The sequence below is a fragment of the Ensifer sp. GW821-FHT05G01 genome (assembly GCF_059419585.1).
In genome coordinates this window covers 67915-89976 of record NZ_JBWKSC010000020.1, presented here as the reverse complement: position 1 = coordinate 89976, position 22062 = coordinate 67915, and the positions used below count along the sequence as shown (strand labels likewise).

The 22062-nt window shown below is 62.7% G+C and carries 17 protein-coding genes; 6 read left to right on the top strand and 11 right to left on the bottom strand.

Features of this window, described 5'->3' with window-relative positions:
* Window positions 1-388 precede the first annotated feature (388 nt).
* Entirely contained in the window at window positions 389-2344 is a 1956-nt protein-coding gene (locus AC07UR_RS33060) for a M23 family metallopeptidase (RefSeq protein ID WP_209793103.1), read from the top strand.
* Window positions 2345-2452: 108 nt separating this feature from the next.
* On the opposite strand, the gene clpB is transcribed toward AC07UR_RS33060, so the two are convergent.
* Together clpB and AC07UR_RS33050 are read right to left on the bottom strand one after the other, a co-directional pair.
* The gene (gene clpB, locus AC07UR_RS33055; RefSeq protein ID WP_209793105.1) at window positions 2453-5059 is read right to left on the bottom strand and encodes an ATP-dependent chaperone ClpB; all 2607 of its coding nucleotides are present in this window, start codon (window positions 5057-5059) and stop codon (window positions 2453-2455) included.
* 302 nt (window positions 5060-5361) lie between these two features.
* Entirely contained in the window at window positions 5362-6369 is a 1008-nt protein-coding gene (locus tag AC07UR_RS33050; protein ID WP_209793106.1) for an SDR family oxidoreductase, read from the bottom strand.
* Window positions 6370-6618: 249 nt separating this feature from the next.
* Between AC07UR_RS33050 and AC07UR_RS33045 the strand changes: the two genes are divergently transcribed.
* The gene (locus tag AC07UR_RS33045; RefSeq protein WP_209793107.1) at window positions 6619-7203 is read left to right on the top strand and encodes a TetR/AcrR family transcriptional regulator; all 585 of its coding nucleotides are present in this window, start codon (window positions 6619-6621) and stop codon (window positions 7201-7203) included.
* A 252-nt stretch (window positions 7204-7455) separates the two neighbouring features.
* Here AC07UR_RS33045 and AC07UR_RS33040 read toward each other — a convergent pair whose 3' ends face one another.
* The 5 genes from AC07UR_RS33040 to AC07UR_RS33020 all read right to left on the bottom strand — a co-directional run bounded on the left by AC07UR_RS33040 (window position 7456) and on the right by AC07UR_RS33020 (window position 14133).
* Complete coding sequence (locus AC07UR_RS33040; protein WP_209793108.1) at window positions 7456-8139, bottom strand: DUF4167 domain-containing protein; 684 nt, start codon at window positions 8137-8139, stop codon at window positions 7456-7458.
* Window positions 8140-8471: 332 nt separating this feature from the next.
* Complete coding sequence (prmC, locus tag AC07UR_RS33035) at window positions 8472-9341, bottom strand: peptide chain release factor N(5)-glutamine methyltransferase (RefSeq protein ID WP_209793109.1); 870 nt, start codon at window positions 9339-9341, stop codon at window positions 8472-8474.
* Window positions 9342-9346: 5 nt separating this feature from the next.
* Window positions 9347-10429: a peptide chain release factor 1 gene (gene prfA / locus AC07UR_RS33030; protein ID WP_173423468.1), complete on the bottom strand. Its 1083-nt coding sequence runs from the start codon at window positions 10427-10429 to the stop codon at window positions 9347-9349.
* A 71-nt stretch (window positions 10430-10500) separates the two neighbouring features.
* Entirely contained in the window at window positions 10501-12768 is a 2268-nt protein-coding gene (gene ptsP / locus AC07UR_RS33025; RefSeq protein WP_173423469.1) for a phosphoenolpyruvate--protein phosphotransferase, read from the bottom strand.
* 90 nt (window positions 12769-12858) lie between these two features.
* A complete protein-coding gene (locus AC07UR_RS33020) occupies window positions 12859-14133 on the bottom strand; it encodes an aspartate kinase (RefSeq protein ID WP_173423470.1) in 1275 nt (424 codons plus the stop codon).
* A 314-nt stretch (window positions 14134-14447) separates the two neighbouring features.
* Here AC07UR_RS33020 and AC07UR_RS33015 point away from each other — a divergent pair, with 314 nt between their 5' ends.
* The 4 genes from AC07UR_RS33015 to AC07UR_RS33000 all read left to right on the top strand — a co-directional run bounded on the left by AC07UR_RS33015 (window position 14448) and on the right by AC07UR_RS33000 (window position 18645).
* On the top strand, window positions 14448-15284 hold the full coding sequence (locus AC07UR_RS33015; protein WP_234942081.1) for a porin family protein: 837 nt from the start codon (window positions 14448-14450) through the stop codon (window positions 15282-15284).
* Between the two features lie 31 nt (window positions 15285-15315).
* Entirely contained in the window at window positions 15316-16392 is a 1077-nt protein-coding gene (locus AC07UR_RS33010) for a linear amide C-N hydrolase (protein ID WP_209793110.1), read from the top strand.
* Window positions 16393-16810: 418 nt separating this feature from the next.
* Complete coding sequence (locus tag AC07UR_RS33005) at window positions 16811-18343, top strand: ABC-F family ATP-binding cassette domain-containing protein (protein ID WP_209793111.1); 1533 nt, start codon at window positions 16811-16813, stop codon at window positions 18341-18343.
* 92 nt (window positions 18344-18435) lie between these two features.
* The gene (locus AC07UR_RS33000; protein ID WP_209793113.1) at window positions 18436-18645 is read left to right on the top strand and encodes a TOBE domain-containing protein; all 210 of its coding nucleotides are present in this window, start codon (window positions 18436-18438) and stop codon (window positions 18643-18645) included.
* Between the two features lie 4 nt (window positions 18646-18649).
* Here the strand turns inward: AC07UR_RS33000 and tsaA are convergent, their stop codons facing one another.
* Genes tsaA through AC07UR_RS32980 form a run of 4 tightly spaced genes read right to left on the bottom strand, consistent with a single transcriptional unit; the run spans window position 18650 to window position 22040 of the window.
* A complete protein-coding gene (tsaA, locus tag AC07UR_RS32995) occupies window positions 18650-19174 on the bottom strand; it encodes a tRNA (N6-threonylcarbamoyladenosine(37)-N6)-methyltransferase TrmO (protein ID WP_209793114.1) in 525 nt (174 codons plus the stop codon).
* A 15-nt stretch (window positions 19175-19189) separates the two neighbouring features.
* Window positions 19190-19966 (bottom strand): ABC transporter ATP-binding protein, encoded by a 777-nt coding sequence (locus AC07UR_RS32990; protein ID WP_209793115.1) that lies wholly within the window; start codon window positions 19964-19966, stop codon window positions 19190-19192.
* Window positions 19963-20991 (bottom strand): FecCD family ABC transporter permease, encoded by a 1029-nt coding sequence (locus AC07UR_RS32985; protein ID WP_209793116.1) that lies wholly within the window; start codon window positions 20989-20991, stop codon window positions 19963-19965. Before AC07UR_RS32985 ends, AC07UR_RS32990 begins: the two co-directional genes overlap by 4 nt.
* Before the next feature lie 11 nt (window positions 20992-21002).
* On the bottom strand, window positions 21003-22040 hold the full coding sequence (locus tag AC07UR_RS32980; RefSeq protein WP_209793117.1) for an iron ABC transporter substrate-binding protein: 1038 nt from the start codon (window positions 22038-22040) through the stop codon (window positions 21003-21005).
* Window positions 22041-22062: the final 22 nt, after the last annotated feature.

Here is a 22062-nt window from a genome sequence, read left to right as displayed (position 1 = left end):
AGCAGCGCCGCCGCCCTCGTTCAGTGATCGGGCTTATAGACCCCACACCTCGAACACGTCAACAGACAATTTCAAAATAAATGACAGATTTCTGACAAAGCCAGCAAATGCGGGCTTTTTCCCTCAAAAAAACTTTCGAACGCCTCCGAACGGCCTGTGGAGACACATTTTGGCCCTTACTTCTTCACAATCCACCGATCTAAGCGAGATTATCGGCGCGTCACACGGGGGGGCGCACGGGGTACGCGGGGGCACGCATATAGGGGTGTGCACTGCCCTCCCCTATCCTCCCCATGGATTTGACTCCCGTGTGCGAAAGATGCACATCTTCGCGCAACGTATCGCCTGCAAGAATACGGCAAGAGAAATCAGGGGCCCCCAGCTCGGAATGATCACCGACAAGAAAATGGTCCGGTCGCTCGGCGACCAACCGCCGATCCTTGCGGATGGCCGGCGCGCGCCGGACAGGCGTGAGATTTCGTTGCGCTGGCTTTCCGGCACCTTCCTGACAGGTATCACCTCCAGTCTTCTTATGGGCGTCGCCCTTTTCGCAGCGCTCGACGGTCGCCAGCAGCTGGCAATCCCGGCCGAAGCCTATGCCGCACTCGACGCATCGAACGGCGGCAACGCCCCCGTCACCGCCAAGCGCGGCGACCGTATCCTTTCTCCCAACATCGTTGCCAAGCCGGCCGACAAGACCGTCATGGAAGTCTCGACGATGATCCATGACGGCGAGAAGGAAGTGGTACGCAAGCAGCCCTTCGTTCACGTGAAGATGGCGCTTGCCGCCAACCACCAGGTTTCCGACAGCTATCCGGACTTCGATCCGCTGGCGATCTTCTCCGCCGACGACGCCGATGCCGAACCGCAGGTCGCGCGCACCGGCACGCTCTACGGCTCGAACGTCGATTCCGAGGTGGCGCTGAAGACGGTGGATTTCCCGATCAACGGCTCGAGCCTCACTTTCGACAGTTCTATGTCGCTCGACGAGGTCGAAGAGAACGTCCGCACCAACGGTTCGGTCTTGACCGAAGGCAGCACCCAGGTCGCGTCGCTCTTCTATGTCGATCCGCAGCGTTTCGCTTCCGATAGCGACGGCCTCGACCTTTTGCAGGGCCTGACGGCACGCATCGTCGAACAGAACAAGAGTGATGCTGCCTACGAGAGCATCAACGAACAAAGCACCGAATACGCCGACGATATCATTCCGGTGCGCCGCAAGACCGGTATCGCGACCGCCATGGTCAATGCCGGCTACGCCAAGGCGCAGGCCGAAGACGCCGCCTCCTATATCGGCGACGCGCTCGGCGCCAAGGAATTGAACGACGGCGACGTGCTGCGCATCGGCATCATCCAAAAGGGCGAAGAAGCCCGCATCGTTCGCGCCACCATCTATTCGCGCAATCGCCATGTGCTGACGATGGCCGTCGACGACGGCGGCCGTTTCGTACCCGGCGCCGAACCGCCGAGGCTCGATGCGGTCGCGACCGCCTTCGACGACAACGGCACGCCGACGATCACCAGCACCCACGATCTGCCGCGCGTCTATGATGGTATCTACCGCGCAGCCCTGTCCTACGGCATGAACGCCGACATGGTCGGGCTCGTCGTCAAGCTGCTCGCCAGCAACGTCGACTTCCAGGCGCAGCTGAAGCCAACGGATTCGCTCGAAGCCTTCTTCTCGGTCACCGACGATCGCGGCATGGCGACGGCGGAGTCCGAACTGCTTTACGTCAAGGCGAAGTTCGGTGATGCCGAAACGACCTTCTACCGCTTCCAGGACCCGGACGACAATTCGATCGACTACTTCAACAGCGAAGGCAAGAGCATCCGGCAGTTCCTGCTGCGCAACCCCGTGCCGAACGGCCATTTCCGCTCCGGCTTCGGCATGCGCCGCCACCCGATCCTCGGCTTCTCGCGTATGCACACCGGCGTCGATTGGGCAGCCCCCCGTGGCACACCGATCATCGCTGCCGGTAACGGCACGGTGGAGAAAGCCGGCTGGGATTCCGGCGGATACGGTAACCAGACGCTGATCCGCCACGCCAACGGTTATGTCTCGTCCTACAACCACCAGAGCGCGATCGCCAAGACCGTCAAGGCCGGCGCAAAAGTCGTCCAGGGTCAGGTGATCGGCTGGGTCGGAACAACAGGCCTTTCGACCGGTCCGCACCTGCATTACGAGTTGATCGTCAACGGCAACAAGGTCGATCCGCTGCGCATCCGCCTGCCGGGCGGCAAATCGCTCGACGGCGATGCACTTGCGAAGTTCGAAAAGGAACGGGACCGCATCGACGAGTTGCTGAACAAGGACGGCAACGGCAGCCAAGTCGCCAGCAAGTAGCCCGCACAATCTGGCGGTAACTTATGCCGGTTGGCGGCTGATGCTTCCATTTGCGATGCATGAACGCAAAAGGCCGCCCCGAAAGGCGGCCTTTTCCAGTTTCTGCGGTTAGGCGGCTTCTTTTTCCGAACGCGCCCCGCCCTTGAAGTTCAGCCGGTCGGAGCCGGCCAGAACCTTGATGGTCGATCCATCCGGGAACTCGCCCTGCAGGATCTTCTCGGCGAGCGGGTCCTGAAGATACTTCTGGATCGCTCGCTTCAGCGGGCGAGCGCCGTAGGCCGGATCGTAACCCTTGTCGGCCAGAAACGCCCTTGCATCGTCCTCCAGCTCCAGCGAGATCTTGCGCTCGGACAAGAGCTTGAGCAGCCGTGCCAGCTGGATATCGACGATCGCGCCCATTTCAGAGCGACGAAGCCTGTGGAACAGGATGATCTCGTCGACGCGGTTCAGGAACTCCGGCCGGAAGGCCGACTTGACGACATCCATCACCTGGTCGCGAACCACATCGCTGTCTTCGTTTTCACCCAGACCGACCAGATACTCGGCACCGAGGTTCGAGGTCATGATGATCATCGTGTTGCGGAAGTCGACGGTGCGGCCCTGACCATCGGTCAGGCGGCCATCATCGAGCACCTGCAGGAGCACGTTGAAGACATCCGGATGCGCCTTCTCGATTTCGTCGAACAGCACGACCTGATAGGGCCGGCGGCGGACGGATTCGGTCAGCGCGCCACCTTCCTCGTAACCGACATAACCCGGAGGTGCACCGATCAATCGGGCGACCGAGTGCTTCTCCATGTATTCCGACATGTCGATACGCAGAAGCGCGGTCTCGTCGTCGAACAGGAAGCGCGCAAGCGCCTTGGTCAACTCGGTCTTGCCGACCCCGGTCGGACCGAGGAAGATGAAAGAGCCGATCGGCCGGTTCGGGTCCTGCAGGCCGGCACGGGCGCGGCGAACGGCACGCGATACCGCCTGGACGGCATCGCCCTGACCAACGACCCATTTCGCCAGCTCGTCTTCCATACGAAGCAGCTTGTCGCGTTCGCCTTCCAGCATCTTGTCGACCGGGATCCCGGTCCAGCGCGAAACGATATGGGCGATGTTGTCGGGGGTCACGACCTCCTGCACCATCGGATTGGCGTTGGCGTTTTCCTGGCTTTCAGCATCGGCAAGCTCCTTCTCGAGCTTCGGGATGACGCCGTAAGTCAACTCACCGGCGCGCTGGAATTCACCCTTGCGCTGGACGATCGCCAGTTCGTTGCGGGCTTCCTCGAGCTGCTTCTTGAGGTCGGCGGCGCGGCCAAGCTTCTGCTTTTCCGACTGCCAGCGGGCCGTCAGCGCCGATGCCTGCTCTTCGAGCGAGACGACGTCAAGTTCGAGCTTCTCCAGCCGGTCCTTAGACGAAGCGTCCGTTTCCTTCTTCAGGGCTTCCCGCTCGATCTTCAGCTGCATGATGCGCCGGTCGAGTTCGTCAAGCTCCTCGGGCTTCGAATCCACCTGCATGCGCAACCGCGAGGCAGCTTCGTCCATCAGGTCGATCGCCTTGTCCGGCAGGAACCGATCGGTGATGTAGCGGTTGGACAGCGTCGCGGCAGCAACCAGCGCGGAATCGGAGATCCGCACCTTGTGATGCTGCTCGTATTTTTCCTTGAGGCCACGCAGGATCGAGATCGTGTCCTCGACCGTCGGCTCCTCGACCATGACAGGCTGGAAGCGCCGGGCGAGCGCTGCGTCCTTTTCGACATGCTTGCGGTATTCGTCGAGCGTGGTCGCGCCGACGCAATGCAGCTCGCCACGCGCGAGCGCGGGCTTCAGGAGGTTGGAGGCGTCCATCGCCCCTTCCGCCTTGCCGGCACCGACCAGCGTGTGCATTTCGTCGATGAACAGGATGATCTCACCGTTTTCCGCCTGCACTTCGTTGAGCACGGCCTTCAGCCGCTCTTCGAACTCGCCGCGGAACTTCGCGCCTGCGATCAGCGCGCCCATGTCGAGCGCCATCAGCTGCTTGTCCTTGAGGCTTTCCGGCACGTCGCCATTGACGATGCGCAGCGCCAGGCCCTCGGCGATCGCCGTCTTGCCGACGCCGGGCTCACCGATCAGGACAGGATTGTTCTTCGTCCGGCGCGACAGCACCTGGATCGTGCGACGGATTTCGTCGTCACGGCCGATCACCGGGTCGAGCTTGCCTTCGCGCGCATCTGCTGTCAGGTCTCGGGCATACTTCTTCAGGCTGTCGAAGCCCTGCTCGGCATTGGCGCTGTCGGCCGTGCGGCCCTTGCGGATGTCGTTGATGACCTGGTTGAGCTTGGTCGGCGTAACGCCGGCCTCCTTCAGGATATCGGCGGTAGCGGCCGTGCTTTCGATCGCCAATGCCAGCAGCAGGCGTTCGACGGTGACGAAGCTGTCGCCGGCCTTCTTGGCCGCCTCTTCAGCGCTCGAAAACACGCGCGCGAGCGGTTGCGACAGATAGACGGAACCGTTGCCGCCGGAAACCTTCGGCAGTTTTGCAAGCGCTGCATCATTGCCGGCGCGTGCTTCGCGCACGTCGCCACCCGCCCGCTCGATCAGCGAAGCGGCCATGCCCTGGTCGTCGTCGAGCAGCACTTTCAGCACATGCTCGGGCGTGAACTGCTGATGTCCCTGTGCCAGCGCATAGGTCTGCGCCGATTGCAGGAAACCGCGCACACGTTCGGAGTATTTCTCGATATTCATGTCTTACCTCCATAGCCCATCGGGCCCGTCACGCGGCACCCGCTGGTGTTTCAGGATCAGGCTCCCGCATTCGGCGAACCTGTCATCGGGCGTCGATCCACACCTTGCGCGGGATCAACACGTCCGAAGCGAATATGGGGCAGCGGTTTTGGAAATTAAAGGGCTGATTGCATGTCGCATTTAGGAAATCTTGCCAGCTGCGAAAACGACCACGCATCTTTGCGATGCGTGGTCGTTTGCAGATGGAGGTCACGCGTTACCTCGACGCGTCGAACGAACGCGCCTCGGCAGTGACAGACGGATCAGCGATCAACGAACGACGTGCCGAACTCCTTCATGCGAGAGACGTAGTATGCCGGCTCGATCAGGACCTCAGGCAGGTAGAGACCCGCCTTGGGCGCCGCGCCGCCATCAAGACCGAGCATGCGCTCGACCGCAAGTGCGACGCCAAGCGCCGTCAGCGGCGCCTGTCCTTGGGGGTGGACAATCTCATGCTTGCGGGCAAGGCGCTGTCCGTCTTTCGACGTCCCTTCGATTTCGAGCATGATCTCCGTCGAAAATGGTTCGCCGCGCCTCCGGCTGGCGGAAACGCTGTAGGCGAGGTCCAGGCGGATCTCCTTTGCACCGGTCTTGGCAGCCAGCGCCATGACGTCGAAGGGCGAGTAGGCGGCCGCATCAAGTTCGAAGCCATCGATGCTGGTGTAACGCGCACTCGCCTCCTGGCCGCTCACCCAATGCAGCTTGCCGTCCTTGACCGTGAGCGAGGCCGGCGCAGTCCCGGTGATGCGATTGTAGTCGGCAAGAGCCGCCGGCCCGCCCATATCCTCCTCGTCGAGAAGCACGCCGATGCGGATCGCATCGACGGTCCTGTAAGACGAGAGAGCGTCAAGCACGGGGAAGATCGCGGCTCCGGCCAGCCAATGACTGGCAAGCAGGATCGGCGCCTTGTCCGGCGCATGGATATATTGCGCAACCTCCGGCCCGATCTCGAACGTTCCGCTGGAAACGCTGACATAGGGGATGCCCTTCTGCTGCGCGTAACGCATCGAAGTCAGCCTCTCGTCCTTGACGAAGATGACCACGGCGCTGAAACCGGCATTGTCGGGGAGACCGAGATCCGCGCGCTCGAGATCGATCCGCACACCGGTTGCTCCACTGAGCTCGCTGGCCACCGCTTGCGCCCGGACAAGATCTCGACCGCCGATTGCCAGCGGCAGATCGGGGTGCAGCTTGTGGATCGCCCTGGCCGCCTGCGATCCGACGACGCCCGAACCGCCAATGATCAGCACGGGTGAGAACTTGCTCGACATGTTCATATCTCCTAGACGGGAACGAGGTCGGCATTTTTGCCAACCTACCATTAGTAAGTTACTATTGGTAGATAAGTAGCGAATCCACTGCGTCAAGGGATCCGGATATTTTATCGCCTACAGCGCCGCGCGTCTTATCAGACGCGCAAAGGCCGCTGCAGCACTTTGAATTGCTGCATGTTTTATCCTTGAATCGAATAGGATTTAAGGAAACATGCAGCAGCGTGGACGACCCGAGGAGAGCAGCCGATGCCAAAGACGGCAATCAGGAAACTTGCCAAGCCCGAACGGCGTGCCCAGCTCCTTGAAACCTCCAAGGAGATCCTGCGGGAATGCGGCGCCGACGCCCTCACCCTGGGCCACCTTGCCGAGCGTGCCGGCGTCAGCAAACCGATCGCCTACGAGCACTTCGGCACCCGCGAGGGGCTGCTGATCGCGCTTTCGCGCGAGATCGAGGAGCGCCATACCGAAAAGTTGACGAAGGCGTTGCAGGAGACACCATCCGATCTGTCATCCGTCGCCCGCACCATTGGCTCCGTTTACATCGGCTGCGCCGCGGAAAATGGCGCGGAATGGCAGGCAATGTCGAGCGCGCTGCGTGGCAACGCCGAGATGGACCGCGTGCAGCAGGAACTCGCCGACGACTATGTCGCGCTCATCGGCGCCGCCGTCGGCCCCTTCTCCAATCTTTCCAAGGACGATCTGCGCCTGCGCTGTGCGGGCCTTGCCGGTGCTGCGGAAACGATTGCCCGCGAATTTGTCCGTGGCCGAGCGACCGAGGAGAATGCGGCTGCCAATCTCGCAGCCTTGATCGTCAACGGGATCAGTGCCTGATGACGGCACCCTGAAGCGGCGTTTGAGCGATCACGAGGGTGCCTGATGCGAGAGCGCCGGGCGTTCGGAACAACGCTCTCGCACTCTCTTTCCAAAGCATCTTCTCCGCCTTCAGTGATGCCACTTGAAAGCGGGCGGCTCCAGCAGGCTTCAGCCGCCGCCCGATAACCCGGGCAACAAAAAACCCGGCCGCAAGGCGGACCGGGCTTTTGATATCTGCTTTTTCCGGGCCGCATGCGGCCCTGCGAAAGCTTACTCGGACGCGGCCAGTGCCGGAGCTTCCGGAGGCGCTTCGCCAGAAGCTTCGCCTTCGCCGGCAGCTTCATCCGTTGCACTGCGGCGCGGACGGCGCGGGCGCGGTGCGCTGCGGCGACGCGAGGCCGCACGACCGGACGCCGCTGGCGTCTCTTCTTCCATGGCGACTTCGGCCGGCGTGCCTTCGATGACGGGCTGCGGGCCCGAACCGTCGATCACCGGCTGCTGCTCGACGACCACCACGGGAGCCGGAGCGGCTGCAACCTGGGCCGGCGCTTCGTCGGCATAGCCCTGATCCAGATCGTCCTGATCCTGATCCTGGTCCTGGTCGTTGCCATCCTGTCCGCGGAAGTCCTGGCGCTCTTCGCGCTGGAAGCGGTCCTGCATCTGCGCCTGCGCGGCTGCGATGATGCGGTTGTAATGCTCGGCGTGCTGGAGATAGTTTTCAGCGATGACACGGTCGCCAGAACTCTGCGCGTCACGAGCCAGTGCCGAGTATTTCTCGGCGATATGCTGCGCGGTACCGCGAATCTTCACGTCCGGACCCGAACTATCATAGGTCCGTGTCAGGGGATTGGATCCCTTGCGGTTATGATTGTTGTTATTTCCGTTGTTGTTATTGTTGTTGTTATTGTTGTTATTCCGCCCGCGGCCGCGCTTGTTTTGCTGTCCTGGCCTCATAGTACATTCACCCGAATTCTCTTGATAATGATGATCATGTGGTTTCGTCTTCCGGCCGGATAAGTCCGCGCCCGACAGGCCGCGCGCCGGTGAGCCCGCACATTGGCGGCTTCGGCGCCGACTGGCGTCAAATTAACAGGTACCTGCACAAGGCACTGTTGAACCCTAGCAACTCTTTCTTGAGAGCAATCCCCGTGGCCAGGTCATACCGGAACGAATCTTAGGTCCATGACCATCTGCCCAGTGCGCGGGCAAACTAGCCCGCTTCCTCTGGGATTCCAAGCCCTTTCTTTGCGTCTGCAAGAAAGAAGATGCGCCAGTGCAGCATTTTTTCAACGGTCGAAGCTACGCCCGAAGATCAGCACCCGGTCGTTGCCGCCCAGATCCTTGGCTTCTTCGCGCAAACGGAAGTTCTCGGCATTAAACAACGCCGTAACCGCCTCTTTCTGATCGAAACCGATTTCCAAGCCTATCACGCCGTTTGTCTCAAGATGATGACCGGCCTGAAGGGCGATGGCACGATAGGCATCAAGGCCGTCGTCTCCGCCATCGAGCGCTGCGGCTGGATCGTGCAATCGCACTTCCGGCTCAAGCTCTGCGACCACACTGGACCGTATATAAGGCGGATTTGAGACGATTGCGTCGAACCGGCCCTCCACATGTTCGAACCAGTTGCTGCGCAGGGCCTCGAAGCGATCTGAAAGCCCAAGCGCCTCGGCATTTGCGCTCGCCGTCGCCAACGCGTCCCGCGATATATCGGTTGCCGTGCCTCGGGCTTCAAGAACGCTCGCCAGCAAGGCCAGGCAGATCGCCCCGGTGCCCGTGCCGAGATCGAGGAGCCGGCAGCTCCCCTTCGCCGCAACGGATTGGCGCAGATACGGGATCATGCGATCGACGAGCGTTTCCGTATCCGGCCGCGGCTCCAGCGTTTCCCGCGACAGTTTGAGCGGCAGGCCAAAGAACTCCCGTTCCCCGAGAATGCGGTAGACCGGTTCACGGGCCGCCCGTCGCTCCACGGCCGCCCGCACCCTGACGGCATCGGCATCGGAAACCGTATCCCGGCCGCGGGTCACGACATCCGTCAGCGACAGTCCGAGCAGGCCCGAGACCAGATGGCGCGCATCGAGCGCCGCATGCTCGATGCCGGCCGCCGTCAGGCGGTCCCGGCTTTCCGACACGAGGCGCGCGAGCGTGGCCGTCATCGCGATCAGCCCCGCTGCTCGCCAAGCAGCGCCAGCTGGCTCGCCTGGTAGTCGGCCAGCAACGCATCGACCACCTCGTCGATCTCGCCCATCATCATGCGGTCGAGCTTGTAAAGCGTCAGGTTGATGCGGTGATCGGTGATGCGGCCCTGCGGAAAGTTGTAGGTACGGATACGCTCCGAGCGGTCGCCGGAGCCCACCTGGCTCTTACGATCAGCCGAACGCTCGCTATCGGCGCGCTGGCGCTCCATGTCATAGAGCCGGGACCGCAGGACCTGCATCGCCTTGGCGCGGTTCTGGTGCTGCGATTTTTCCGAGCTCGTGACGACGAGGCCGGTCGGAAGATGGGTGATGCGCACCGCAGAGTCCGTCGTGTTGACGTGCTGCCCGCCGGCGCCCGACGAGCGCATGGTATCGATGCGGATGTCTTCGGGGCGAACCTCGATGTCGATCTCCTCGGCTTCCGGCAACACGGCAACGGTCGCCGCCGATGTGTGGATGCGACCGCTCGCCTCGGTTTCCGGCACGCGCTGAACGCGGTGAACGCCGGACTCGAACTTCAGCCGCGCGAACACACCACGCCCGGAAACGGTGGCGATGATTTCCTTGAAACCGCCCGCTTCGCCTTCGCTCGACGAGAGCACTTCGACCTTCCATCCCTTGCCTGCCGCGTAGCGCTCGTACATCCGGAACAGGTCGCCGGCAAACAGCGCCGCCTCGGAACCGCCGGTTCCGGCACGGATTTCGAGGATCGCGCTCTTTTCGTCCGCAGCATCCTTCGGCAAGAGCAGGATCTGGATCTCCTGCTCCAACTGCTCGATCGCTTCCAGGACGTCGGGCCTTTCCATTTCGGCCAGGTCGCGCATGTCCTTGTCGGTCGTCCTGTCGGCCAACATCGCGTTGATATCGGCAAGCTCGCCGGTCGCCTTCTCGTAGGCGCGAATCTTTGTCACCACCGGCTGCAGTTCGGAATATTCCGACGCCAGCTTCACATAGACGTCGGCTGCCGGTCCCGCTGACATGCGGGCCTCGATCTCGCCGAACCGTCGTTCCAGTTCGCGCATTTTCTCAATGGGAAGCTTTGCCAAGTGTCACTCCAAATGCACTTCGCCTCGCCCGGATCATAGCCCGGACGAGGACAAAAGCGCTTCAAATCTATCTAAACCGGGATGCCGTTTGTCGCAGCGAAATCGATGAGAATCTGGCGAACCGGCGTATGGTCGCGCGTATCGTCGAGCGCCGCGTTCAGCACCTCGCCGAGCTTGGTCGCGTCGAGGGCCAGGAGCATCGCCTTGATCGGACCGACTGCCGTCGGCGACATCGACACCGAGCGGTAGCCGAGGCCGAGCAGCGCCATTGCAGACAACGGCTTGCTTGCCATTTCGCCACACAGGGTCACCGGCGTCTGATGGCGCTCGCCGCCGCGCACGATGTCGCGCAGGATGCGGAGGAAGGGGCGGCCCAGCACGTCGAAACGGTCGGAGACGCGGGCATTGCCGCGATCGACCGCCATGGCGAACTGGAAAAGATCGTTCGAACCGACCGAGACGAAGTCCACTTCGCTCATCAACTCGTCGAGCTGCCACAACAGCGCCGGCACTTCCAGCATGGCGCCGAACTGCAGCTTGCGCGGAAGCTGTTCGCCAAGTTTCGACTGGCGCTCGATTTCCTTTTGCAGGAGTTCGCGGGCTTCCTTCAGCTCCGAGACCTCGGTCACCATCGGCAGCATCAATTTCAGCTCGAGGCCGGCCGCTGCACGCAGCATCGCGCGAAGCTGGGTACGCAACAGGCCCGGCCGGTCAAGCGAGAGTCGGATCGCCCGCCATCCGAGCGCCGGATTTTCCTCTTCCGCCGCGCGGAAATACGGAACCACCTTGTCGCCACCGATATCGAGCGTGCGGAACGTTACCGGCTTACCGCCGGTCTGCTTCAGGACGCTGCGATAGAAGGCTTCCTGTTCTTCCGCCTTCGGCATGGTCGAGGCGATCATGAACTGCAGTTCGGTGCGGAAGAGGCCGATGCCCTCCGCCCCCGCTTCGTTGAGATGCGGCAGGTCGACCAGAAGCCCGGCATTCATCTGCAACGTGATGCGCTTGCCGTCCTTGGTGAGCGGCTCGACATCCCGAAGTGCCCGGAACTGCGCCTGGCGGCGAGCCCGGAAGCGGACTTTTTCCTCATAGGCGCGCTGCAGATCGGCCAAGGGCCGCAGGTGCACCTTGGCATCGTCGCCATCGATGATGACGGCATCGCGATTTTCGGCAAGCGCCACGGCACCGGCTGCCTGGCCGACCACGGGAATGCCCATGGCACGGGCAACGATGACCACGTGGCTGGTGACGGCACCTTCTTCTAGCACCAGGCCGCGGACGTTTTCGCGCGGATAGTCAAGAAGTTCGGCAGCCCCCATCGCACGGGCGACGACCACGGCATCGGTCGGGAAATCGCTCGCCGAAAGCTTCGCACCATAGCCCGAAAGCTGGCGCAGCAACCGGTTGGCGAGATCGTCGAAATCGTGCATGCGCTCGCGCAGATAGGGATCCGTCAGCCGAATCATCCGCGCCTTCGTCTCGCTCTGCACCCGCTCGACGGCAGCTTCGGCCGTCAGGCCGTTGCGGATCGCCTCTTCGAGCTTCCGCACCCAGCCGCGGTCATGGGCAAACATGCGGTAGGTCTCGAGCACCGCGCGGTGCTCGCCCTCCATCGACACTTCGCGACGCGACAACATGTCGTCGATCGAGATCCTGAGCGACCCCAGAGCTTCGGCCAGCCGTTGCAATTCCTGGTCCGTATCCTCGTTCAGAAGATTGGTGACCACGATCCTCGGCTCGTGCAGCACGACATAGCCAAGGCCGATGCCTTCGCCGTAGCTGTTGCCGTCGATCGAGACAGGGCGGGACAGGTCGAGTTCGAGGCCGGGCTTGGTGATCTTCTTCAACTCGCCGGTCGCGACCATTTCGGCCAGAACCATGGCGGTCGTTTCGAGCGCCTCGACCTCGTCTTCCCGGTAGTTGCGCTGCGCCTTGTTCTGCACGACGAGAACGCCGAGCGCGCGGCCGGTGCGCAGGATCGGCACACCGAGGAACGAGTGGTAGATCTCTTCGCCGGTCTCCGGCAGGTAGGTGAAGGCCGGATGCGCCTGGGCGTCGGAGAGATTGAGCGGTCGGGCGGACGCGGCGATGGTGCCGACAAGGCCTTGGCCCATCTTCAATTGCGCCAGGTGGACGGCGGTCTTGTTCAGACCTTCGGTCGCGTAGAGTTCGAGCACCCCGTCGGAACGCAGCACATAGACCGAACACACTTCCGCGACCATGTTCTGTGCGATCTGGCGCACGATCCGGTCAAGGCGCTCCTGTGGCTCGAGCGGTTCCGCCATCAGTTCGCGCAACCGCTTGAGGAGAACGCGCGGACCTGCGGAAAGGTCTCTCATCGCGTGGGGTCCCCCGAAAAAGAGTAGACGACGACGGCGGAAGAATTCGCAGCCAAAACCGCTGCGAATCCCAAATCAGTCATCTCAGAATTAACTCTTATCGAGACCGTAGGCGGAATGCAAAGTGCGAACTGCCAATTCGGCATAGGGTCCGTCGATCAGGATCGAGATCTTGATTTCCGACGTGGTGATCGCCTTGATGTTGATGCCCTTGTCGGCCAGCGCCCGGAAGGCCGAGGCGGCAACACCGGCGTGGCTGCGCATGCCGATGCCGATGACCGAGACCTTGACCAGGCCTGCTTCCGACTGGATCACGTCGTAGCCGATCTTGTCCTTGTTGTCGCCGAGCACGCGCAGCGCCTTGTCGACGTCGCCGGAAGGAACCGTGAAGGTCATATCGGTCTTCGAACCATCTTCCGAGATGTTCTGGACGATCATGTCGACATTGATATGGGCTTCGGCCAGCGGCCCGAAGATCGCCGCGGAAACGCCCGGCCTGTCGGCAAGACGGCGCAGCGAAATCTGGGCTTCATCCTTGGCATAGGCAATGCCGGTTACGACTTCCTGTTCCACGATTTCTTCCTCATCACAAATCAGCGTGCCGGGCGGATTGAGAAGGTCACCCATGCCCGGCGCATCGGGATCCTCGAAAGACGAACGCACGAAGGTGCGGACCTTGTGCACCATGGCAAGCTCGACCGAGCGCACCTGCAGCACCTTGGCGCCGAGCGATGCCATTTCCAGCATTTCCTCGAACGCGATCTTTTTCAGACGCCGCGCCTTCGGCTCGATGCGCGGGTCGGTGGTGTAGACGCCATCGACGTCGGTATAGATGTCGCAACGGTCGGCCTTGACGGCTGCTGCAATTGCAACCGCCGAGGTGTCGGAGCCGCCGCGACCGAGCGTCGCCAGCCGGTTGTCCGGGCCAAGCCCCTGGAAGCCGGCGACCACGGCCACCTGGCCCTCGCCCATGCGGCGGATGATTTCGGCACCCTCGATGTCGAGGATGCGTGCGGCGCCGTGGGCGTTGTCGGTGCGGATCGGGATCTGCCAGCCCTGCCAGGAGCGCGCATTGATGCCCATCGACTGCAGCGCGATCGCGAGAAGCCCCGAGGTCACCTGTTCGCCCGAGGCAACGATGGCATCATATTCGCGCGCATCGTAGAACGGCGCGTTGCTGCCGGCGACCTTGGGCATGTTCTGCACCCAGCCAACCAGTTCGTTGGTCTTGCCGGACATGGCGGAAACGACGACTGCGACCTCATGGCCGGCATCGACTTCACGTTTCACATGGCGGGCAACGTTGTGAATGCGGTCCAAATCAGCGACGGAAGTTCCGCCGAATTTCATCACGATGCGTGCCATTTCGCCTCTACCGGTACCGAATGTTTGCGCGTGAGCGCGTGACAGGAAAGCGCCCCCGTCGGCGCCCGACGGTCAAAAAGCTTGGGAGACTTCTCGGACATCGGCCAATCACCGCTTCGGGGAGCGGAAAGTCGCGGCGTCTCTTAGCGGATCGGGGGGCGGGGCGCAATGGCAAGAAGGCAGGAATAAGGCCGGACGGGCACGTAAGGTCAGCAACGCCGGATGGTCGATGATCAAGCGGCCGACGCGCATTTGCGACTTGAAATTGCAGCATCACCCGCTAGGCTGCCACCATCTTCGGAGAGGGTCCGCTGATGCCGCCATCGCTTAGCCATGCCGCCGCGCGACACGCGCGCCGGGTGTTTCGCGCAACAGCCGCCCTCGTCGTCATATCTGCCGCCGTCCATGCGGCCGATTTCGATGCGCAGCGCATGGCGCCGGACCGCGACTGGACGGTGATCGTCAGCCCCTATGTCTGGGCGGCGAGCCTGAAGGGAAACGCCTCGCTTGCCGGCTTCGACACTGATGTCGATGTCCCCTTCTCCGACACTTTGGAGCATCTCGATCTCGCGGCCATGGGCAACATCGAGCTGACCAACGGACAATGGGGTGTCTACTTCGACGGCCAGTATGTGCGCACCAGCCAGGATGAGCAGGTGCAAGCCCACGAGATCGGCCTCGATATCCGCATGACCTGGCTTGCAGCAGGTCTGTTCTACAAGGTCTATGAAGACGAGCTTGGCGGCGACACGGTATTCGGCAAACCCCGCACCTTTTCGATCGAGCCGACCGTCGGCCTGCGCTGGACCAAGCTCGAAGCCGACGTGTCCGCCTTCGGCTTCAACGCGACCAAGAGCGCCAACTGGACGGATCCGTTCGTCGGGGTCCGCTTCAACGGCGACCTCGACGAGCGCTGGAACCTGGTCGGCGAGGTCGATGTCGGCGGCTTCGACGTCGGCTCCAGGCTGAGCGTCAACGCCCAGACCTATCTCGGCTATAGAACCGAAATGCTCGGACACCCGACGATCCTGCGCGGAGGCTATCGCATGCTCTATCAGGACTACGAGAACGACGACTTCACCGGCGCCAACACGTTCCGCTGGGATGTCAATGAGCATGGACCCGTGCTCGGTTTCTCGATGGTGTTCTAGACCGATCGCTATCCGCACAAGGAGTGAAGCCATGACCATCAAGGCAATTCGCACCGCACGGGCACTGAGTTCTACCCTCCTCGCGTCGTTGCTTGTCCTTGCCCAGGTGCCAGCAGAGGCATGCACGCGGCTCGTCTATCTCGGCCCTGATGATACCATCATCACCGCGCGCTCGATGGACTGGAAGAGCGACGTCGCGACCAATCTCTGGGTGCTGCCCCGTGGCATCGAGCGCAACGGTCAGACCGGCCCCAACTCCTTCAAGTGGACGGCGAAATTTGGCAGCGTCGTCGCAACGGGATACGACGTTTCGACAACCGACGGCGTCAACGAAGCGGGCCTCAACGCCAACCTTCTCTGGCTGGTGGAATCCGAATATCCGAAACTGGACAATAACAAGCCGGGTCTGACGATCGCCGCCTGGGCACAATATGTGCTCGATAGCTTTGCGACGGTGGAAGAGGCCGTGGCCGCGCTCGAAAAAGAGCCCTTCACCATCGTCACCGACAACGTGCCCGGCGAAAACCGGCTGGCGACGTTGCACCTGTCGATCTCCGATCGCAGCGGCGACAGCGCGATCGTCGAATATATCGGCGGCAAGCAGGTGATCCATCACGATCGCAAGTACCAGGTCATGACCAACTCGCCGACCTTCGACCAGCAGCTCGCGCTCAACAGCTACTGGAAGCAGATCGGCGGCACCGTCATGCTGCCGGGTACGAACCGCGCTGCCGACCGCTTCGCCCGGGCGTCCTTCTACGTCAACGCCATCCCGAAGGAAGAGGATGCCGACCGGGCGCTTGCCAGCGTCTTCAGCGTCATCCGCAACGTCTCCGTGCCCTACGGCCTTAACACTCCGGAAGAGCCGAACATCTCCTCCACCCGCTGGCGGACGGTGGTCGATCACAAGCGCAAGCTCTATTTCTTCGAGTCTGCGCTGACCCCGAACACCTTCTGGGTCGACCTGAACAAGATCGACTTCTCGGAAGCGACCGGCAAGGTCATGAAACTCGATCTCGGAGAAAACCAGGACCATACCTACTCGGGCGATGCGACCGGCGATTTCAAGCAGGCCAAACCGTTCAAGTTCCTCGGCGTGGATATGTAGGGGGGTGCCGGTTTGCAATCGGCGCGCTTCAGGTCGGCAGAACCGACGCGTCCCCTTGAAAGCTGCTCGCACCGATGGTAAACACGCGCTGCAACTTGATTGTGAAAGGAGGGCTGCGTTGTGATGACATTTTTCCGGCACCACCGCCAGCGTGGCCCCGTCAACGCCCTGCAGATGCGTTTGCAGGGCTGACCGGTACAATCGCTTCGCGTCTTCGCGAACCTTATCCCTGGTCTGCCCCAGTGTGGTGCGGCTGAAAACCGTTTCGGTTTGAACGCCCGCGCCGTTTTCCATACCGAGCCGACGCGGCCCGAACACTGCACCATATCGTGCATCGGGTCCGACATTCCGCCCAACTCGGCAGAAGTCTTGCCGCCCGTGGATGTCTGCCGTCGCTCGCGCAGTCCAGAGAACAAACATGGCCTTGATCAACATCCGTAACCTCGACGTCACCCTCAGCACGTCGCTCTTCTCCAACCTCAACCTTTCGGTCGCTGCCGGCGATCGTGTCGGCATCGTCGCCGCAAACGGCCGCGGCAAATCCACCCTGCTCCGGGCGATCGGCGGCAGCTTCGAACCGACGGCGGGCGAGATCACCCGCTCGCGCGGCCTGACCGTCGGCCATGTCGAGCAGAACGTGCCGGCAGAGCTTTTGCCGCTGTCGTTCCACGGGGCGGTGCTGTCGGCGCTGTCGGCCGAACAGGCGGACAGCGAGAGCTGGCGCGTCGATATCGTGCTCGACCAGCTCGACGTGCCCGAAGCCCTTCGTGAGCGTGCGGTCGCCGAGTTGAGCGGCGGCTGGCAGCGGCTGGCGCTGCTGGCGCGCGTCTGGGTGACCGATCCCGATGCGCTGCTGCTCGACGAGCCGACAAACCACCTCGATCTCGCCAAGATTGCAAGGCTCGAAGCCTGGTTGAACGCGCTTCCGCACGACGTGCCGGTGCTGATCGCTAGCCACGACCGCGCCTTCCTCGACGCTACTACCAACCGCACGCTGTTCCTGCGCCCGGAGCAATCGCCTGTTTTTGCGCTGCCCTATTCGCGAGCGCGCGATGCAATCGACGAACTCGACGCCTCGGAAGAGCGGCGCTACCAGCGCGACATGAAGGTGGCCCAGCAACTCAGGCGGCAGGCGGCCAAGCTCAACAATATCGGCATCAATTCCGGCAGCGATCTCCTGACGATCAAGACCAAGCAGCTGCGCCAGCGCGCCGACCGGCTGGAGGATGCCGCCAAGCCAGCCCATCAGGAACGTTCGGCCGGAGGAATCCGGCTTACCAATCGCGGCACGCACGCTAAAATCCTGGTGACGCTCGACGATGTCCAGGTGGAAACGCCCGACGGTACCCCGCTTTTCCGCACGGGAAAGCGCTGGATCTGCCAGGGTGACCGCATCGTCCTGCTCGGCGAGAACGGCGCCGGCAAGACACGGCTGGTCAACTTGATCCGCACAGCGATCGAAGAGCCGGCGCGTGCGCCCGAAACGCTGAAGGCCACGCCTTCCCTGGTGCTCGGTTACAGCGACCAGGCGCTTGCGGGTCTTTCGGACAAGGAGACGCCGCTTGCAGCCCTCTCCCGCCGTTTCTCGCTGAGCGACCCGAAAGTGCGCTCGCTGCTTGCCGGCGCCGGTGTCGGCATCGACATGCAGGACAAGCCGGTCGGTCGGCTTTCGGGTGGCCAGAAGGCGCGCCTGGCGATGCTGGTGCTGCGTCTGCGCGAGCCGAACTTCTACCTGCTCGACGAGCCGACCAACCATCTCGACATCGAGGGTCAGGAGGCGCTCGAAGACGAGTTGATGAAGAACGAGGTCAGCTGCCTGCTGGTGTCGCACGACCGCAGCTTCGTGCGCAACGTCGGCGACCGCTTCTGGCTGATCGAGAAACGCAAGCTCGTCGAGGTCGAAGATCCCGAAGATTTCTTCGCTGCGGCCGCGCAGGCAGACCTGGCCTGATCGATACGTGGTGCGCGACACTCGACGCCCACCACCATTTGACCGATGCGCCTGTGCCGCCTAACCTCCCCCCCCAAACAGAGGAAGCCGGCATGAAAATCAGCGCGCGCAATCGCTTCAAGGGCAAGATCGTCGACGTCGTCAAAGGGGCGACCACCGCGCATGTGCGCATCGATCTCGGCGCCGGGGCCATCGTCACCGCCTCGATCACCAACGAGGCCGTCGATGAACTCGGCCTCAAGGCCGGCGGTGACGCCTATGCCGTCATCAAGGCGTCCGACGTGATGGTCGCGATCGACTGAACGCTCACGCCTTCTTGCAGTAGTGTGCGGTGCCATTGTCACCGGTCTCGAAGTCTCCCGGCTGCGGCGGCGCGATCGGCTTGAACAGCGTGCGGTCGGGCTTCAGGTCGATGAGCGGCGTGCCGTCGAGGCAGTCGAGCCCGCGCACCAGCAGCACATTGCCTTCGACCGCTTCCAGCTGAACGATCGAGGTGCCGATCGGGTTCGGCCGCACCGGCGAACGCAGGGCAAAGGTGCCGTGGGTCTCGCCATTGTTGGCCGGGCTCTGCAACACGAGGTCGCGGCGAGACCGGTCGAGCCAATAGAGGATCTCCAGCCGTTCGAAGCGTTCGACGCCTTTCAGCGCCTCGACCCAGGGCGCAAAGATCTCGATCTGGCAAATCGGCCCGTCATGGCGCCCCTGTCGCGGGCAGCCAAGCCGTGAGACCCACGGCGTCGAAATGCGGCCGATGAAGGTCAGACCCGCATCGTTCGCCTCGGGCGGCGTGATCGAGACTTCGTTTTCCCGGATTTCATTTTCGCGAACCATGTGGCCTTCCTTTCGTCAAGTATTGTTTCGTGGTGCGCAGAGGCGGGCGTTGCTGCCCGCAAGCATGCCGATCACCACATCGATGTCATAGAGCTGCTTGAGCGCTTCTGCCGTCAGCACGGCTTCCGGTGTTCCGAGTGCCGCAAGCCTCGATTGGAACACCAGCGCCACCCGGTCGGCCACCCGAAAGGCGTGGTCGGGATTGTGGGTCGACAGGACGATCGAGACGCCCTCGCCCGCAAGCTCGCGCACCCGGTCGAGCACCCGCATCTGGTGGCCGTAGTCGAGGCTCGCCGTCGGTTCGTCCATCACCAGGATCGACGGTTCCTGTGCCAGCGCCCGGGCGATCAGCGCGATCTGGCGCTCGCCGCCGCTGATTTCGGTATAGGCGCGGCCTGCCAGGTGGCCGATGCCGAGCCGCTCCAGAGTGGCGGCGGCCACGTCGCGGTCACGGAGGCCGGGCGTTGCAAACAGGCCGACATGCGGCGCACGGCCCATCAACACCAGATCTTCCACCGTGAAGGGAAATAGCGCTGCGTGGGCCTGCGGCACATAGGCGATGCGCGATGCCCGCTCGCGGCCGGACCAGGCGCCGATCAGCTGGCCGTCCAGCCGGATCGTTCCGGCCCTCAACGGAACGAGCCCGAGCAAGGTCTTGAACAGCGTCGTCTTGCCCGCGCCGTTCGGTCCGAACAGCACCAAGACTTCGTTTTCTTCGAGCGTGAAGCTGATGTCTTGGCCGACAAGGCGGCTGCCATAGCCAAAGGCGATCCGGTCGACCTCGAGCCTCATTGCCAGCCCTTTCGTCCAGATGCGAGCAGCCAGAGAAAGAACGGGGCACCGACGGTCGCCGTCAGGATACCGAGCGGCACCTCGATCAGCGCGATGCTGCGCGCCAAGATGTCGGCAACGAGCAGGTAGGCGGCGCCGAGCGCCATCGACACCGGCAGGAGCCGGACGAAATCCGGACCGACGATGAGGCGCGCCACATGCGGAATGACAAGGCCGATCCAGCCGATGATGCCGGTGATCGAAACGGCTGCAGCAGTGATGAGCGTTGCCGCAAGCACCAGCACCACCCGCAGGCGGCCGGTATCGATACCCAGCGCCTTCGCCTCTTCTTCGCCCAGCGTCATGACGTTCATTCGCCAGCGCAGGAGAAAGAGCGTGACGATGCCGACGACAAGCGCCGGAAGGATGGAAACAACATCGCCTGAGGTCACCGAGGCAAGGCTACCGAGCAACCAGCAGGTAATCGCCGGCAACTGGTCGTAGGGATCGGCGAGGATCTTGATCAGCGATATGCCGGCACCGACAAGCGCACCGACCGCGATGCCCGCAAGCACGAGAACCAGCACCGGATCGCGGTTGCGGATCGCTGCGGCAACCGCATAAACCGAGAACACGGCAATCAGCCCGCCGGCAAAACTCATCAACTGGATGATGCCGACAGGCAGAGACAGGAAGATGCCGATCACCGCGCCGAAACTGGCGCCGGCGGAAACGCCGAGGATATCGGGCGAGACCAGCGGATTGCGAAACAAGCCCTGGTAGGTTGCACCGGCCGCCGCAAGAGCCGCACCGACGGCAAGACCGGCGACCACCCGCGGCAGGCGGATGTTCCAGAAGACCGTTGTCACCGTTTCATCCGCCGGCGCACCGCCAAGCATTGCACTGATCTGGGCGAGCAGATCCGCCAGCCCGGCGTCGAACTTACCGACTGTCATGGACAGGACGGCGAGCGCCAGCAGGCCGGCGAACGCAAGCAGAAATCCCGAGCCGGCCAATCGGCGCCTCGACAGCATTCGTCTTGTCATTGCTTTTCCTGTCATTCCGCTTCCGGCAGAGCGCCTTTGAGCAGCGTCGCCAATTGCGCATCATCAAGATCCACCTGGTAGAACAGCTTGTAGAATTCGCGCGTCTCGGCTTTCAGGTCCCCCTGGTAGATATCGCCGTAAAGCAGTGCCTCGAGCCAGCGGATACCGATCAGGCGATTGATGCCGGGCGGTGAATCGAACCAGCCGAACGGCAGCGACGGCGCGCTGAACACCTGCCCCTTCCCGACCGCCTGGACCTTGCTCCACACCGGATCGGCTGCAACCGACGCGGCAAACTTCGGGCTTGCCGCGATGATCACCTCCGGGTTCCAAGCGAGCACCTGTTCCGACGAAACTTGGGTCAGACTGCCTTTTCCGGCGGCGGCAGCGACGTTGACGGCACCGGCAGATTCGAGAATTTCCAGATTGATCGAGCCGGCAAGACCGGTCTCCAAACCATCGGGACCGCGGCCATAATAGACCCGCGGGCGCTTGTCGGCGGGCACCGCCGCCATGGTCGCTGCGAGTTCCTTCAGTGTCTCGTCGGCATAGTCGGCCAACTTGTCGCCCCGCTCTTCAGCGCCGAGCATGACGCCGAGGCTGCGCAGGATCTCGGCGCTCTTGCCGAAGGAACCGTCGATCAGGACATAGGGAATTCCGGTCTGGCTCTGCACCTTGTCGGCAAGCGAGGCATAGGTCGCGTCCACCGTGCCGACATCGATGATGACGTCGGGCTTGGCGGCTAGCACCGCCTCGATGTTCGCCGTCCCTCCCTTGCCGGTCAGCCGGCCATAGGTCGGCAAGCCGCGCACCGCCTCGATCAGGTAGGGCTTTTCGTCCTCCTTCGGCTCGCGCACCCAGCCCGCCAGTTTTTCCGGAGCAATCGCATAGATCAGCACCGATGCCGGCGGACCGGCCGCCAGCACCTTGCCGATATGATCGGGAAGCTCGACCGTGCGTCCGGCAGCATCCGTGAAGGGTTTCGCCTCAGCCGCAAGCGGTATCAGGGCAAGAAAGGCGCCGACGGCGCCGGCGAAGTAACTGATCATGGTGAAGCCTCTTGTTCGAGGT

What these genes read in the sequence shown, in the direction of transcription:
- AC07UR_RS33060 (WP_209793103.1), top strand. Translation starts at nt 389, where the DNA reads ATGATCACCGACAAGAAAATGGTCCGGTCGCTCGGCGACCAACCGCCG.
- clpB (WP_209793105.1), bottom strand. Translation starts at nt 5,059, where the DNA reads ATGAATATCGAGAAATACTCCGAACGTGTGCGCGGTTTCCTGCAATCG.
- AC07UR_RS33050 (WP_209793106.1), bottom strand. Translation starts at nt 6,369, where the DNA reads ATGTCGAGCAAGTTCTCACCCGTGCTGATCATTGGCGGTTCGGGCGTC.
- AC07UR_RS33045 (WP_209793107.1), top strand. Translation starts at nt 6,619, where the DNA reads ATGCCAAAGACGGCAATCAGGAAACTTGCCAAGCCCGAACGGCGTGCC.
- AC07UR_RS33040 (WP_209793108.1), bottom strand. Translation starts at nt 8,139, where the DNA reads ATGAGGCCAGGACAGCAAAACAAGCGCGGCCGCGGGCGGAATAACAAC.
- prmC (WP_209793109.1), bottom strand. Translation starts at nt 9,341, where the DNA reads ATGACGGCCACGCTCGCGCGCCTCGTGTCGGAAAGCCGGGACCGCCTG.
- ptsP (WP_173423469.1), bottom strand. Translation starts at nt 12,768, where the DNA reads ATGAGAGACCTTTCCGCAGGTCCGCGCGTTCTCCTCAAGCGGTTGCGC.
- AC07UR_RS33020 (WP_173423470.1), bottom strand. Translation starts at nt 14,133, where the DNA reads ATGGCACGCATCGTGATGAAATTCGGCGGAACTTCCGTCGCTGATTTG.
- AC07UR_RS33015 (WP_234942081.1), top strand. Translation starts at nt 14,448, where the DNA reads ATGCCGCCATCGCTTAGCCATGCCGCCGCGCGACACGCGCGCCGGGTG.
- AC07UR_RS33010 (WP_209793110.1), top strand. Translation starts at nt 15,316, where the DNA reads ATGACCATCAAGGCAATTCGCACCGCACGGGCACTGAGTTCTACCCTC.
- AC07UR_RS33005 (WP_209793111.1), top strand. Translation starts at nt 16,811, where the DNA reads ATGGCCTTGATCAACATCCGTAACCTCGACGTCACCCTCAGCACGTCG.
- AC07UR_RS33000 (WP_209793113.1), top strand. Translation starts at nt 18,436, where the DNA reads ATGAAAATCAGCGCGCGCAATCGCTTCAAGGGCAAGATCGTCGACGTC.
- tsaA (WP_209793114.1), bottom strand. Translation starts at nt 19,174, where the DNA reads ATGGTTCGCGAAAATGAAATCCGGGAAAACGAAGTCTCGATCACGCCG.
- AC07UR_RS32990 (WP_209793115.1), bottom strand. Translation starts at nt 19,966, where the DNA reads ATGAGGCTCGAGGTCGACCGGATCGCCTTTGGCTATGGCAGCCGCCTT.
- AC07UR_RS32985 (WP_209793116.1), bottom strand. Translation starts at nt 20,991, where the DNA reads ATGACAAGACGAATGCTGTCGAGGCGCCGATTGGCCGGCTCGGGATTT.
- AC07UR_RS32980 (WP_209793117.1), bottom strand. Translation starts at nt 22,040, where the DNA reads ATGATCAGTTACTTCGCCGGCGCCGTCGGCGCCTTTCTTGCCCTGATA.